The sequence below is a fragment of the Psychrobacillus sp. AK 1817 genome, assembly GCF_008807035.1.
Lineage (GTDB): Bacteria > Bacillota > Bacilli > Bacillales_A > Planococcaceae > Psychrobacillus > Psychrobacillus faecigallinarum.
On sequence record NZ_CP031739.1, the window covers coordinates 1048132 to 1063190 of the forward strand.

The window sequence follows — 15059 nt, forward strand, 5'->3', positions numbered from 1 at the left end:
TCAACTGCCTCCTTTAATCACCGTTTGTAAGGTGTTCAGCTTTCCGCTCATTCGATCAACTAAAGCATTGTAATAGAGTTGATTGGTTGCTAGGTTCGCCTGCTCCTTATCCATATCTACTCCATTGCCATTGCTGCTATATCTTAGATTGGAATAATTGAATACTGCGGAAGAACTAGAACTAGCTTGAAAGTTAATATGTTTCTCTTCTGTTCGATAAGCAGAAATTGATGTTTTCTTAGCATTTTCTAAATAATCATTGAAACTTACGCTTTTTGCCTTGTAATTCGGCGTGTCAACATTCGCTATATTTTGCGCAATAGTCTTTTGTTTCATAGTTGAGAAATTTAGACCTCGTTCTAAATTCTCAATTGTACCACCAAAAATACCCATAAATTACTCACCCCTATTTTTCTTACGTCCTAATTTTAGTAATAATCTGTTAAAATCACAATAATTTAATTGTAAAGAATTAGATGCACAGTGTCTATTCTATTTTTTGCATTTTTGTAGGTCTTTTTTCCTTTTTTTCTTATTGTTCGTCAAAACATTTGTCACATTTGGGGAACCTTGACGAAATTTAGCATGCAATTACAAATTCTACCCTACTTTTCAATAAATAAAAAGAGCCAATTCTAGAAAAATCTAGAATTGGCTCCATTTTTTAGTAAATTATCGCATTTTAAGCTGAGCAAGTTCAGCTAAGAATTTATCATTTAGAACTTTAATATAAGTTCCTTTCATACCTAATGATCTTGACTCAATAACTCCTGCACTTTCTAATTTGCGTAGTGCATTTACGATTACTGAACGAGTGATTCCTACGCGGTCAGCGATTTTAGAAGCTACTAACAGGCCTTCGTTACCGTCTAACTCTTCAAAGATATGCTCAATAGCTTCTAATTCACTGTATGACAATGAGTTGATAGCCATTTGAACGACAGCCTTGCTTCTTGCTTCCTCTTCGATTTCTTCTGATTTTTCACGTAAGATTTCCATACCAACAACAGTAGCACCGTATTCACCAAGAATTAAATCATCATTTTGGAATTCGTTTTTCAAACGTCCAAGTATTAAAGTACCAAGACGCTCACCACCACCGATAATCGGCACAATAGTAGTTAAGCCATCTTTAAATAATTCTCTATTTTCAACTGGGAATACAGAATGTTCGCTGTACACATCTAGGTTAGAAGATGTTTCATTAACATGGAAAAGGTTTTTAGTGTAATCCTCTGGGAATTGACGCTCTTCCATCATTTTAATAATACGGTCATTTTCGATTTGTTGATGTACTTCATGCCCTAGTAATTTTCCTTTTCTACTAACGATAAATGCATTACATTCTATAACTTCACTTAATGTTGCAGCCATCTCTTTAAAGTTAACTGGTTTCCCAGCAGATGCTTGTAACATCGAGTTAATTTTGCGTGTTTTGTCTAATAAGTTCATTGAATAAATCCTCCATTGTAGTTTTCATATTTATTTTAATATTCTAAAGGTTTTTAATTGTTTTTGAAAGTAATAAGAATCGGTTTTTATAATATAAATTGTGATAAATCTTTGTTTTTCACAATATTGTCAAGTTTAGAGTCAATATAAGCAGGAGTAATTTGAATCTGTGCCGGAGAAATCTCCGAAGCCTCGTAAGAAAGGTCTTCTAATATTTTCTCTAGAATCGTATGAAGACGTCTTGCTCCAATGTTATCTGTTTCTTGGTTTACCTGATATGCTATATCTCCGATTCTTTCAATCGCATCATCAGAAAAAGTAATACTCACTTCCTCCGTTTGTAGCAGTGCTTCATATTGCTTTATAAGCGATTGATGAGGTTCCTTTAGAATTCGGACAAAGTCTTCCTTCGAAAGCTTTTCAAGCTCTACACGAATAGGAAAGCGTCCTTGAAGCTCTGGAATTAAATCAGAAGGCTTAGACATATGGAAAGCTCCAGCAGCTATAAATAATATATAGTCCGTTCTAACTGCTCCATATTTTGTCGTCACCGTCGAACCTTCTACAATTGGTAAAATATCTCTTTGGACACCTTCGCGAGAGACGTCAACAGAAGAGCTTCCACCACTTTTGCTAGCGATTTTATCCATCTCGTCTATAAAAATAATACCCGTTTGTTCAGTCTTTTCAATGGCAATTTGTGACAACTCATCGTTATCTATTAATTTACCCGCTTCTTCTTGAATTAATACTTTTCTTGCATCTTTTACTTTCATTTTTCTTTTTTTCTTTTTCTTTGGCATTAAGTTAGAAAAAGCATCTTGCATATTCATTCCCATACTTTCCATACCGCCGCCTTGCAATGCATCAAATATGGAAGGAGCTTGTTCTGTCACTTCAACTGTTACCATTTCATCTTCCAGCTTGCCATCTCTTAAGTCTTCGGCAATTTGGGATCGTTTTATACGTACTTCTGTATCATCATTGTCAGATGAATCATCTTCAGGTTTTCCACCGAACAGAGCCTCAAATGGATTTTGCGTAGCATTCTTTTTCTTTAAGGAAGGTACAAGAAGCTTTACAATGGCATCATTGGCCAATCGAACAGCCTGATCCTTTACCTCTTCCATTTTTTCTTCTCTAACGATACGTATAGCAGCCTCTACTAGATCTCTAACCATAGACTCTACATCTCTACCTACATACCCTACTTCTGTGAATTTAGTCGCTTCAACCTTTACAAAAGGAGCTTTAGTCAGTTTAGCAATTCTTCTAGCTATTTCTGTTTTCCCTACTCCTGTAGGACCAATCATTAAAATATTTTTAGGAATTACTTCTGCTCTTAATTCCTCGTCTAGCAGTTGTCTTCTATAACGATTTCGTAAAGCAACTGCCACTGCTTTTTTAGCCGTTTCCTGGCCTACAATATACTTATTTAAGTGCTCAGTTATTTGTTTCGGGGTTAAGTTAGTTTCCTTCATGTTCACCTAATACCTCCACAACTATTTGATGGTTTGTAAAAACACAAATGTCTGCCGCCGTTGTTAAAGAGGCCTTTGCTATTTCCTTTGCAGTTAATTTATCACCCGCAAATTGCTTCAACGCTCTACCTGCTGCCAGTGCATAATTACCACCGGAACCAATGGCTAATATTCCGTCATCAGGTTCTATAACCTCTCCTGTACCTGATACAAGCAATAAATTGTTTTTGTCCATCACTAATAGCATTGCTTCTAACTGACGGAGCATTTTATCACCACGCCACTGTTTGGCTAGCTCAACCGCTGCTCTTTGAAGATTGCCGTTATACTCTAGCAGTTTACCTTCAAACATTTCAAAAAGCGTAAATGCATCTGCGACAGATCCCGCAAAACCTGCTATGACTTGACCGTTAAACAGTCTTCTAACTTTTTTAGCAGTATGCTTCATTACCACTTGATTTCCTAAAGTAACTTGACCATCGCCTGCCATTGCACAACTTCCATTATGACTTACCGCAAATATAGTAGTTGCATGAATTGAACTCATTTGTATGACCTCCTATAATTACGCCCTTGGATGGGCATTCATATATGTTTTTCTTAGATGCTCTTTCGTAACGTGTGTATAAACTTGAGTCGAGGAAAGATGAGTGTGTCCCAACAATTCTTGGACACTCCTTAAATCTGCTCCATTATTAAGCAGATGAGTAGCAAATGTATGGCGTAGCATATGAGGATATATTTTCGTATGCAGAGAAGCTTTTTTAATCATGCTATTAAGAATGTAACGTACACCATCTGTGGTAAGATGCTCACCTCGACTATTTACAAATAAGTATGGATGAGTAGTTTTTTTCATCAATTTTGGTCGACTATTTTGCATATATTCTTCTACCGCAGCAAGTGCATAATCTCCAACAGGTATGTATCTTTCTTTCCTTCCCTTACCCATTACCCGCACTACTCCATAGCTACTATCTATATGACTGTTTTCAATCGAAATAAGTTCGCTCACACGCATTCCAGTTGCATATAATAATTCAAGTATGGCAATATTTCGAACAGACAATAAATCCGTCCCTTTATTTTCTTCAAATAACTTCTCTATTTCTTCTTCATAGAAAAACTGTGGCAATCTTGTTTCTTTTTTTGGATGATACAATGACTGGAAAGCGTCGTCTCGAATACTATATTCCTTGTTTAAAAATTTATAATATGATCTTATGGATGAAATTTTCCTAGAAATAGACGTCCTTGCTAATTTTTCTTCATATAGCTTAGTAATATACAATCGCGCATGAATATATTCGACGTCATTTAATTCCTCAACACCCTCAGCTTCTAAAAACTTTAAAAATTGAATAATATCTTTTTCATACTCTCGGACTGTAAGATTAGAATAATTTTTTTCCAGTTGTATGTGTGCAATAAAAGAATGAAGTTCATCTTTCCCAATCACAACTAACCACTCCAATTTATACATTGTAAAAGCCTCTAAAAGTATACAACTTTTTAGAGGCTTTTAGCAATTATATCGCTGTATTTTTCATAAAATTTTGAATTGTTGTCAACGCTCTATTTGCAAGCTGTTCAGTTCTAACTTTTTTGTCTCTAACTTTCGGTTGTAGTTCAGGAAACAAACCAAAGTTAACATTCATCGGCTGGAAATTCTTCGGGTTTGCCTCAGTGATGTAACGCGCCATGCTGCCTAGAGCCGTCTCGGCTGGGAACACAATTAGGTCTTCACCTTTTGCCAATTTCGCAGCGTTTATGCCTGCTAATAAACCACTTCCTGCAGACTCTACATAGCCTTCGACACCTGTCATTTGTCCAGCAAAGAACACATTTTGGTTGGCTTTTAGTTGGTATGTCGGCTTTAAAACATATGGCGAATTAATGAACGTATTTCGATGCATCACGCCATAACGAACGATTTCTACATTTTCAAGACCAGGAATTAACTTTAATACTTCCTTTTGAGGTCCCCATTTTAAATGTGTTTGAAACCCTACAATATTATATAGAGTCCCTGCAGCATCGTCCTGTCTAAGCTGGACTACCGCATATGGTCGTTTACCGGTTTTAGGGTCTTCAAGACCAACTGGCTTCATTGGCCCAAATAACAGCGTCTTTCTTCCTCTTGCCGCCATTACCTCTACTGGCATACAACCTTCAAAATAAATTTCTTTTTCAAATTCTTTTAAAGGAACAACCTCTGCCTCGATTAATGCGTCGTAGAAGCGGTTAAACTCCTCCTCGGTCATCGGGCAGTTTAGGTAAGCTGCTTCTCCTTTGTCGTATCTAGACTTTAAGTATACCTTATCCATGTCAATACTGTCTTTTTCTACGATTGGCGCAGCAGCATCATAAAAGTAAAGATATTCTTGTCCAGTAACTTCTCTCACTTTTTCTGCTAGTGCAGGAGATGTCAAAGGACCAGTAGCTATAACTGTTATTCCTTCAGGTATTTCAGTTACCTCTTCATTTATTATTTCTATTAACGGATGGTTTCTAATTGAATCAGTTACTCTTCCCGCAAAGTCATGTCTGTCTACCGCAAGTGCGCCACCAGCCGGCACACTACTGTTATCTGCCGATGATATGATGAGGGAGTTGAGCATACGCATTTCTTCTTTAATAACGCCTACAGCATTAGTTAAATTATTTGCTCTTAATGAATTGGAACAAACCAATTCAGCAAATTTATCAGTATGATGAGCCGGTGTCTGTTTAACAGGTCGCATTTCATAGAGGCGTACCTTCACACCTCTACTAGCTATTTGCCATGCCGCCTCGCTTCCTGCTAAGCCAGCACCAATAACGTTTACTATTTCAGTCATGTCGTATCCTTCTTTCTAACTTTGCGGATCTTCTTTATAATCACACGCAACACATTGTATTTGTATTCCTTTTTTCAACTTCTTCTCTACCAGCATCTCATTACATTTTGGACATTGTCTACTTATCGGCTTATCCCATGATAAGAAATCACACGTAGGATATTGATCGCAGCCATAGAATAAGCGTTTCGTTTTACTTTTTCGTTCAACGATCTGTCCTTCTTCACACGCTGGGCACTTAACTCCAATTTCTTTAACGATAGCTTTTGTATTTCTACAATCTGGAAAATTACTACATGCCATGAATTTACCATAACGACCAAGCTTGTAAACCATAGGAGAACCGCATTCTTCACAGTCCTCACCAGTAGGCTCATCTTTAATCACTATTTTTTCCATTTCAGCTTCAGCATGCTTCAAATGTTTTTCAAATTCTACATAGAATTCGTCTATTATTTTTTTCCATTCCACTTGCCCTTCCTCTATACTATCCAAATCTTTTTCCATTTGGGCAGTAAATTTTATATCTACGATATTTGGGAAGAATTCTAATACAAGTTGATGGATGATTGTTCCTAGTTCAGTAGGAACAAATCTCTTCGTTTCTAGAGTCACATAACCTCTTTTTTGAATTGTATCTAATGTTGGAGCATATGTAGATGGTCTACCTATGCCCAGTTCTTCAAGTGTTTTAACAAGTCTTGCCTCGGAGTAACGCGGTGGAGGCTGAGTAAAATGCTGCTTAGGCTCAATTTCTATAGCGTTAACTTTATCTCCAACTTCCATAACAGGTAACAATTTATCTTTGTCATCCGTCTGGTCATCCGAGCCTTCTACATATACCTTCATAAAACCAGGAAACTTCACTTGGGAACCATTTGCTCTAAAAATAACTTCTCCATTTTTAAGGTCCACAGCAACGGTATCTAATGTTGCTGGAGCCATTTGGCTTGCTATAAATCTTTCCCAAATCAGTTTGTATAAGCGGAAAAGATCACGTGATAATATAGCCTTTAGGGACTCAGGTGTTCTTAATACACTTGTAGGTCGAACAGCCTCATGTGCATCCTGCGCTTTCTTATCTTGTTTTTCAGCTTTCTTAATCGAAAGAAACTCTGAGCCATATTCATTTTTAATAAATTCAGCAGCGTCTGTCTTAGCTGTATCTGAGATTCTAGTAGAATCCGTTCTCATATAAGTTATTAGACCGACGGTACCTTCTTTTTTACCAAGATCTATTCCTTCATATAGTTGTTGCGCAAGCATCATTGTTTTTCTTGCTCTAAAGTTTAACTTTCTTGCTGCCTCCTGCTGTAAGGAAGAAGTAGTAAATGATGGAGCTGGATTACGTTTTCTTTCTTTTTTCGTCACATTAGTGACTTCAAACTTTTTGCCCTTCATGAGTTTTAATACTGCATTAACCTCATCTTCGTTAGTAAGCTTAGCTTTCTCTTTTTCTTTTCCGAAATAAAGCGCTTCAAAGGTTTTTTTACCCTTTTCAAATTCAGCTTCGATAGACCAGTATTCCTCAGGAACAAATCGTTCTATTTCTTGTTCACGATCAATTATTAGACGCAGAGCAACTGATTGAACTCTTCCCGCCGAAAGACCCTTTTTTACTTTCTTCCATAGAATAGGGCTTATATTGTATCCAACTAAACGGTCTAAAACACGTCTTGCTTGCTGTGCATCTACCAAATCCAAATCAAGTGGTCTTGGATGTTTAAAAGATTCTAGTATAGCATCTTTTGTTATTTCATTAAATACAACTCGACAGTCTGAATCTATATCCACATTTAGAGAGTTAGCTAAATGCCAAGCAATAGCTTCCCCTTCTCTGTCGGGGTCAGCTGCGAGATAAACTTTCTTCGCTTTTTTGGCAGCATTTTTTAAATCCTGAAGGACAGGACCTTTACCGCGTATTGTAATATATTTGGGCTCATAATTATTTTCCACATCGACACCCATTTGACTTCTAGGTAAATCTCTTACATGTCCAATCGATGCTTTTACTTTATATTTTTTCCCTAGATATCGCTCAATCGTTTTTGCTTTCGCTGGCGATTCTACTATTACTAAATAATCCGACATAGATGTGCCTCCTTATAGAAGGTAACTCGCTTCAATCTGCAAAACAAATACCTGTTGCAAAATGTATAACAGTTTTCTGAGAAATGCAAGACTTTTCATTTTTAAAAAGCAAAATTTAGGTGATTTTGATCAATTCTTCTATGATTTGATGACCGTTCCAAATTGGCTTTGCGCCTTCTAAAATAAGGTGATGTGGCCCTTCTGAAAGACCTGAATCGATTGAACCCGGGATTGCGAAAATTTCTTTTCCATTTTCTAAGGCATGCTCCATTGTAGAAACTGTACCACTCTTTTTTTTCGCCTCTGTAATAACGACACCTAACGACAAACCGCTAATAATTCGATTCCTCATGGGGAAATTCCACTTTTTAGGGGTAATATATGGAGGGTATTCTGTTACTAATAAGTGATGCTTCGACATAAAATTAGCTAGTTCCTTATTATCTTTTGGATACATATTAAAAAGCCCTGTGCCTAGCACTCCTATTGTTTTGCCGCCCATTTCAATCGTTTTCCGATGAGCTATTGTGTCTGCACCGCTAGCTAGTCCACTTACTATGATAAAATCATTTTCAATTAGAGGAGGTAATATCTTCTCAATACTAGTTTCTGAATAAGAGGTTGCCTTTCTAGAGCCAATTATAGCAATCTTCCTTTTGTTTGCTAGGAAACGAATATCCCCTTGTACGTATAAAATAGCTGGAGGATCGTACAAATTTAGAAGACTTTCTGGATAAATATCATCATTGTAAATAATCGGAAGGATATTGTGCTTCTCATATGTTTCGAGGATTGGATGACGAATAAACTCTTTGTACATATTCTTCAGATGATTAGCTCGTTCTATAGTAATATTACACAATTTTGCTAGTAGGCTTGGTTGGATTTCTTCAAGTTGTGATAAATCCGGATCTTGCTTAAGAAGTGAGTATATTTTGGGAAGAGGGACTGGGAATACATAATGGAGGGCAAGTATGCGGTTTTTAAATCGAGGTACTGTCATCTATTTGCTCCTTTATAATTGGATTGTTAGGGATGATTATAACTAGCTGTTTTAATTTTTATTAAAAAGCACGGCCCATCATTGATGAGCCGCACAAATATTATTAATGTGTTTTACAAGCGTCGTAAATTCCAGCTTCTTTAATAGCTTCGATTAAAGTCTCACCGATTACAGATGGTGTAGCCGCTACTTTCATGCCAGCTGCTTCCATTGCTTTAATCTTACCTTCTGCTGTACCTTGGCCACCAGAGATAATTGCTCCAGCATGACCCATACGTTTACCTGGAGGTGCAGTTTGTCCACCGATAAATCCAACTACTGGTTTTTTCATGTTAGCTTTAATCCATTCAGCAGCCTCTTCTTCAGCAGTACCACCGATTTCTCCGATCATAACAACTGCATAAGTATCTTCATCTTCATTAAATTCTTTTAATACATCGATAAAGTTTGTGCCGTTTACTGGGTCTCCACCAATACCAACGGCAGTAGTTTGACCAATGCCTTCTTGAGTTAGTTGATGAACAGCTTCGTATGTTAAAGTACCAGAGCGTGAAACAACTCCTACATGACCTTTTGTATGAATATATCCTGGCATAATACCAATTTTACACTCATCAGCAGTGATAACACCTGGGCAGTTTGGTCCCACTAAACGTGTTTTCTTACCTTCCATATAGCGCTTCACATTTACCATGTCTAAAACTGGAATATGTTCTGTAATACAAATAGCCATATCTAGCTCAGCGTCAACAGCTTCCATAATCGCATCAGCAGCAAATGGTGCTGGTACATAAATTACAGATACATTAGCACCTGTAGCTTTTACAGCGTCAGTTACTGTATTGAATACAGGTACGCCTTCTACTTCTGTTCCACCTTTACCAGGAGTAACCCCAGCAACGATTTTTGTACCATATTCTAGCATTTGTTTTGTATGGAAAAGAGCAGTTGAGCCCGTAATTCCTTGAACAATTACTTTAGTATCTTTATTAATATATACGCTCATTTTATGTCCCTGCCTTTCTTATCCTACAAGATTAACGATTTTTTGAGCACCGTCTGCCATTGAATCTGCCGCAACAATGTTTAAGCCTGATTCATTTAATAATTTTTTACCTAAATCTACATTAGTTCCTTCTAAACGAACTACTAGTGGTACTTGAAGTCCAACTTCTTTTGCCGCGATGATAACACCCTCAGCAATAACGTCACATTTCATAATTCCACCAAAAATATTTACGAAAATACCTTTAACGTTTGGATCAGCTAAGATAATTTTGAATGCTTCAGTTACTTTCTCAGCTGTAGCACCGCCCCCAACGTCCAGGAAGTTAGCGGGTGAGCCGCCATAGTAGCTAATTGTATCCATAGTTGCCATAGCTAAACCTGCTCCGTTAACCATACATCCGATATTCCCATCTAAAGAAATATAGCTTAAGTCATATTTAGATGCTTCGATTTCTTTTGGATCCTCTTCATCGAAATCACGAAGTTCTAAAATGTCTTTATGACGGTATAATGCATTACTGTCAAAGTTAAATTTTGCGTCTAACGCTAAAACATTGTCGTCCTCAGTTACTACTAATGGGTTAATCTCAACGATAGATGCATCTTTTTCTTTGTATACTTGGTATAGACCAAGCATAAATTTAGCTGCTTTGTTCACAAGTTTCGCTGGAATATTCATGTTGAATGCCATACGACGAGCTTGGAATCCAGTTAATCCTATAACAGGATCAATTTCTTCATAAAATAATTTTTCTGGAGAATTTGCTGCTACTTCCTCGATGTCCATACCGCCCTCTTCAGAGCCCATTAATGTTACACGTGAAGTTGCACGGTCTAATACTAAGCCTACATAATATTCTTTTTTAATTTTGCTACCTTCTTCGATAAGTAGACGTTTAATCTCTTTACCTTCTGGTCCTGTTTGGTGAGTAACTAGAACTTTGCCTAAAAGTTCTTTAGCATATTCACGTACTTCGTCCAAATTTTTTGCAATTTTAACTCCACCAGCTTTACCACGTCCACCTGCGTGGATTTGCGCTTTTACAACAATAACGTCAGAGCCTAATTCTTTAGCTGCCTTCACCGCTTCTTCTGGTGAGAAAGCAACGATTCCATTAGAAACTGCTACGCCATATTGTCTAAGGAGCTGTTTACCTTGATATTCATGGATATTCATTTATACATCCTCCCTCAAACTAATGTCACTAATCTGCTACCTCTATCATTGTAATAAAGCTGTCACAACTTGTCCACAAAAGTCTAATGATTCTTAAAAACATAGAATATTCAAAATAGATGTCGAAAAAGGAAAAAATATTATACTTTGCCCTTTTCTTTATCAACCTTATATATAAATGCAAAAACTTCAGCAACTGCTTGGTATAACTCTTCTGGAATAGATTGATTAATATCTAGTTGTCCAAGGAGCTCCACTAGGCTAGCATCCTCCTGTATAGGTACTGAGTGCTCTTTAGCTTTTTCTAATATATTCTCAGCAATCTTCCCTTTTCCCTTTGCCACAACCGTTGGAGATTCATTGTTACCAGGTTTATAAGTTAAAGCAACTGCTTCTTTTCTGACAAACTTTCCCTCTGTCATATTCGTATATCCACTCCTTGCTCTATAGAAGTGTTTTTTTGTTTCCATAGCGTATTAGATTTTTGTTCATCAAATGTTTTTACGAAAACTCCAGATAATTGATACCCCGTGGAAGCGAGACCATCCTTGAGTGAAGCTTTAAACTGATTAGCAATCATATCAATCGTTTGATCATCATTGAAGACATTAATAGTGACAATCTTGTTTTGAACTTGCATATCAACAACCGTTTCCTTTAGAGAGTCTAATTGAAGATAGAACATGATTCTTGCAAATTCTGAATCTATCTTCCCGTCTTCCTTCATTCTTCCATTCCATTCTAATGTCGCATCCATTCGTTTGCCTAAAAATTCTAACGGAATTTGCATTAGTAACTGATGCTGTGGACCATTTTCTCCAGAAAGGAGCTGCAAGCCATTCATTCTTCCAAGAATTGATTCTGCTCCTTCTTTAATGACATTAGGTAAATTAGACATTTGTAGTAGCTCAACAAGTTGTGGTTTTAACTGGTTTGCTAGTTGTCTAACATTTTCTTTTTCACTTCCAAGACTCCCCTCATAGCTAAAGCCAAGAGATTTTAATACTTCTTTCATCGCATGTTCAAAAGCCTTGCCATCTAATTGACTTAGCACTGCTTGCTCTGCATGATTTCTCTGAGTAGTAAAGGATAAGTCCTTACTTAATAGGCTTACTTGGTCTAAGGATTGGTTAATCATTTCATTTGAAGAACCTTTTCCTAACAAAGAAACTAAGTGGTCTTTAGGCGTAAACCCATTTAAGTCCCTCATAAAAATGGCTTGTTGACTTTGCTCTGAAAAAACTTTTACCAAGGATTGTGCTACAACCTTCGGACTAACTTCGCCATTTTTCAAGGTTGCTAATATTTGATCCTTTTGTGTTGCTGTAAGCAAAGGCTGAGCTTGAATCCATTGCCGCACTTGCTCTATAGCCCCACCTCTATTTTCTATATTAGGTTGTATTAATTTACTAACTATTTCACCCGCTGTTTGTGTTAATGCATGCTTGCTTGAAGTTGGCACAGGATTATTTAATGTAGCTTCTGAAGGTAAAATAGCAGCATTTTTCAACTGTTGTAATATTGGTAGTCGGGTGCTTGTAGGAAGCTGTAAATTTTGAAGTATTTCCAGCTGTTTACCTAAAATAGCACCTGCAACGGGCATGTTAAAAGGTTCTCCTACCTTCTGTAGACTTTGAAGAATAAGTGTTTTAGAGGAGGGAGAGAGTATTTGATCCTGTTGTAATACATTTTTCATGTTAGCAATTAAGGAAGAAAAACCATCAGTAGATTTCCCACTCAATATTGTTTCAAACATATTTGATGTTAAAGGAACCTTCAAGTCTATCATTTTTTGAATTGCTTCCAATCCTTCTCTTACAGAAATATTGGCAGGAAGTTGCTTGATCAGCTGTTCTGCCTGTAATAGCAATTCCTTGGAAATAGGAATTTGTTCTTTTATAAAAAACTGAACAATTGCTTGTAGTTCACTAGACTTGTTCAGGTTCATCGCCTGTAGCAGTTGCTGAGCCTGTTGCACTGCTGTGTTTCCGCCTAAGGGACCAGCGACTACTTTCAACTGTACTTCAGGTTCGGATTTAGTTACTTGAAAAAAGTGAGCATCTCCTGCCTTCAAAGGAGTCTCTAGCTTAGCAATAATCTTTTGATTACCTATTTGAACTTCTGCTGTTTGGTTTGGGAAAAGCTTCTTAATAGTTCCATGTACAACTTGTCCATCTTTCATAGTCATTGGTATTTTCGAAGAAATGGCGTTTGGCATATGCGATTGAATAGATGAAAAAGAGGATCCAGTCATAGTTTCACCTCGCTCAATAAAGTTTTAATCGGTTCAAAAGTTTTACGATGGTGCACGGTTGGACCATGTTGACTAATCATTTCAATATGTTCTTTTGTTCCATAACCAGCATGCTTGTTAAATAGATAGACAGGAAACTTTTCATGAAGTTCGTCCATATATTCATCTCTTGCCGTCTTGGCAAGAATGGAAGCGGCTGCAATCGCTAAGCTTTGTGCATCGCCTTTAATTATGGAATGATTCTCTATTTCTATTGGCAACTTCATAGCATCTACTAATACAACAGCAGGTTGTTTTTTTAGGTTATAGACAGCTTCCACCATCGATTGCTTCGTTGCTTCATAAATATTTAACTCATCAATTTTTTCAACAGGTTGAAAATGTACATAATAGCTTATAGCATTTTCTTTAATCTTCATAGCTAGTTCGTTTCTTTTAACCCTAGAAACCTGCTTAGAGTCATTTAGGCCAATTAAGCTATCTGTATTGTCGTTTAAAATCACAGCGGCAGTGACAACTGGGCCCGCTAATGGCCCTCTGCCTGCCTCATCTACTCCTGCAATGAGTCCACTTTGGTTAATGTCAAAACTCTTATCAAACATTACTTTCTCTATATGCGCTTCTCTTTCTAGTTGCTGAATTAGCTGTTTTCTCTTCCAGCTTCCTAATAACTTCTGCGCCCCTGCCCTTGGATCCTGTTCTAATTCTTTCATCCACGATTCTGTACCATCTGCAAAGTTTAATTTTTCTTTTAATTCCTGTAAACGTAGCATTATATTCACTTCATCTTTCTTTCAATTTATATATGTATCGGCTAAAAATATTTTAAATCGAGAAAACCCTCTTTACCATAAGGTAAAAAGGGTAAAATTTTTCACTCATATTCATTTACAAAGTCAAAAGTTAGCTTTCCTAATTGTTGATTTCTAATATCACGAACAATTAACTCAGCAACCTGATCGTAGTCAACCTCTCCACCGGGTCCATAGCATCTTCTTAGGTTTCCGATATGATCAAAGGTTTCCACTAGGTCTTCACTCACTGTTGTAACTTTATATCGTTCTTCCATTCTTCTCGGATAATGGCTCTCCAAAAAGCGCAGTCCATATATCGCCAAGTCTTCCATATTTATGACCGCATCCTTGATAGCGCCAGTAAGAGCTAACTTGTAACCTACTTCTTGGTCTTCAAATTTCGGCCATAAAATACCCGGAGTATCCAGCAGCTCTATTTCCTTCTCAACCTTAATCCATTGCTGTCTCTTTGTTACACCTGGAGTATTTCCAGTTTTAGCAATGTTCTTTTTAGCGAATCGATTAATCAATGTGGATTTCCCTACGTTCGGAATACCCACTATCATGGCTCTAATAGCTCTCGGTTTAATCCCACGCTCTTTCATACGGTCCCATTTAGGCTTTAAAAGCTCTTTAGAGGCCTTAAAAACAGTCTGTAGACCTTTTCCTTCTAAAGAGTTTATCGCTACTGTAGGATGCCCTTTTGATTCAAAATACGCTATCCATTTTTTTGTTTGAGTATCGTCTGCCATATCCATTTTGTTTAAAATAAGTAGCCTTGTCTTTTGATGGACTACCTCGTCTAACATTGGATTTCTTGAAGACAAAGGCAAACGTGCATCAATTAATTCAAATATAATATCTACTAGCTTTAGGTTTTCAGTAACTTCTCTTCTCGCTTTGGCCATATGACCTGGAAACCATTGTATCGTCATATCGCACCTCCTTCTTGAAGCACT

14 protein-coding genes are annotated in these 15059 nt (G+C 37.1%); all 14 read right to left on the minus strand.

All coding sequences use genetic code 11. The features are described from left to right. The 14 genes from flgB to ylqF all read right to left on the minus strand — a co-directional run bounded on the left by flgB (position 1) and on the right by ylqF (position 15035). The gene (gene flgB, locus D0S48_RS05505; RefSeq protein WP_151110562.1) at positions 1–393 is read right to left on the minus strand and encodes a flagellar basal body rod protein FlgB; all 393 of its coding nucleotides are present in this window, start codon (positions 391–393) and stop codon (positions 1–3) included. Positions 394–672: 279 nt separating this feature from the next. Then, on the minus strand, positions 673–1452 hold the full coding sequence (gene codY / locus D0S48_RS05510) for a GTP-sensing pleiotropic transcriptional regulator CodY (protein ID WP_144538045.1): 780 nt from the start codon (positions 1450–1452) through the stop codon (positions 673–675). 86 nt (positions 1453–1538) lie between these two features. Next, positions 1539–2933 carry an ATP-dependent protease ATPase subunit HslU gene (gene hslU, locus D0S48_RS05515; RefSeq protein ID WP_144538252.1) on the minus strand — a complete coding sequence of 465 codons (1395 nt, stop codon included), beginning with the start codon at positions 2931–2933 and terminating at the stop codon, positions 1539–1541. Next, positions 2920–3480 (minus strand): ATP-dependent protease subunit HslV, encoded by a 561-nt coding sequence (hslV, locus tag D0S48_RS05520; protein WP_144538044.1) that lies wholly within the window; start codon positions 3478–3480, stop codon positions 2920–2922. The genes hslU and hslV overlap by 14 nt, the downstream gene beginning before the upstream one ends. Before the next feature lie 18 nt (positions 3481–3498). Further along, positions 3499–4416 (minus strand): tyrosine recombinase XerC, encoded by a 918-nt coding sequence (xerC, locus tag D0S48_RS05525; RefSeq protein WP_144538043.1) that lies wholly within the window; start codon positions 4414–4416, stop codon positions 3499–3501. A gap of 46 nt (positions 4417–4462) precedes the next feature. Further along, complete coding sequence (gene trmFO, locus D0S48_RS05530; RefSeq protein ID WP_144538042.1) at positions 4463–5773, minus strand: FADH(2)-oxidizing methylenetetrahydrofolate--tRNA-(uracil(54)-C(5))-methyltransferase TrmFO; 1311 nt, start codon at positions 5771–5773, stop codon at positions 4463–4465. Positions 5774–5788: 15 nt separating this feature from the next. Then, positions 5789–7864 carry a type I DNA topoisomerase gene (topA, locus tag D0S48_RS05535; protein WP_144538041.1) on the minus strand — a complete coding sequence of 692 codons (2076 nt, stop codon included), beginning with the start codon at positions 7862–7864 and terminating at the stop codon, positions 5789–5791. Positions 7865–7979: 115 nt separating this feature from the next. Further along, the gene (dprA, locus tag D0S48_RS05540) at positions 7980–8867 is read right to left on the minus strand and encodes a DNA-processing protein DprA (RefSeq protein ID WP_144538040.1); all 888 of its coding nucleotides are present in this window, start codon (positions 8865–8867) and stop codon (positions 7980–7982) included. A gap of 103 nt (positions 8868–8970) precedes the next feature. Next, complete coding sequence (gene sucD, locus D0S48_RS05545; RefSeq protein WP_144538039.1) at positions 8971–9873, minus strand: succinate--CoA ligase subunit alpha; 903 nt, start codon at positions 9871–9873, stop codon at positions 8971–8973. Positions 9874–9891: 18 nt separating this feature from the next. After that, the gene (gene sucC / locus D0S48_RS05550) at positions 9892–11052 is read right to left on the minus strand and encodes an ADP-forming succinate--CoA ligase subunit beta (protein ID WP_151110564.1); all 1161 of its coding nucleotides are present in this window, start codon (positions 11050–11052) and stop codon (positions 9892–9894) included. Between the two features lie 140 nt (positions 11053–11192). Further along, on the minus strand, positions 11193–11474 hold the full coding sequence (locus D0S48_RS05555) for an EscU/YscU/HrcU family type III secretion system export apparatus switch protein (protein WP_151110566.1): 282 nt from the start codon (positions 11472–11474) through the stop codon (positions 11193–11195). After that, positions 11471–13306 carry a hypothetical protein gene (locus D0S48_RS05560; RefSeq protein WP_151110568.1) on the minus strand — a complete coding sequence of 612 codons (1836 nt, stop codon included), beginning with the start codon at positions 13304–13306 and terminating at the stop codon, positions 11471–11473. The genes D0S48_RS05555 and D0S48_RS05560 overlap by 4 nt, the downstream gene beginning before the upstream one ends. Further along, the gene (locus tag D0S48_RS05565) at positions 13303–14079 is read right to left on the minus strand and encodes a ribonuclease HII (RefSeq protein ID WP_151110570.1); all 777 of its coding nucleotides are present in this window, start codon (positions 14077–14079) and stop codon (positions 13303–13305) included. Before D0S48_RS05565 ends, D0S48_RS05560 begins: the two co-directional genes overlap by 4 nt. Positions 14080–14180: 101 nt before the next feature. Next, complete coding sequence (gene ylqF, locus D0S48_RS05570; RefSeq protein WP_151110572.1) at positions 14181–15035, minus strand: ribosome biogenesis GTPase YlqF; 855 nt, start codon at positions 15033–15035, stop codon at positions 14181–14183. Positions 15036–15059 lie beyond the last annotated feature (24 nt).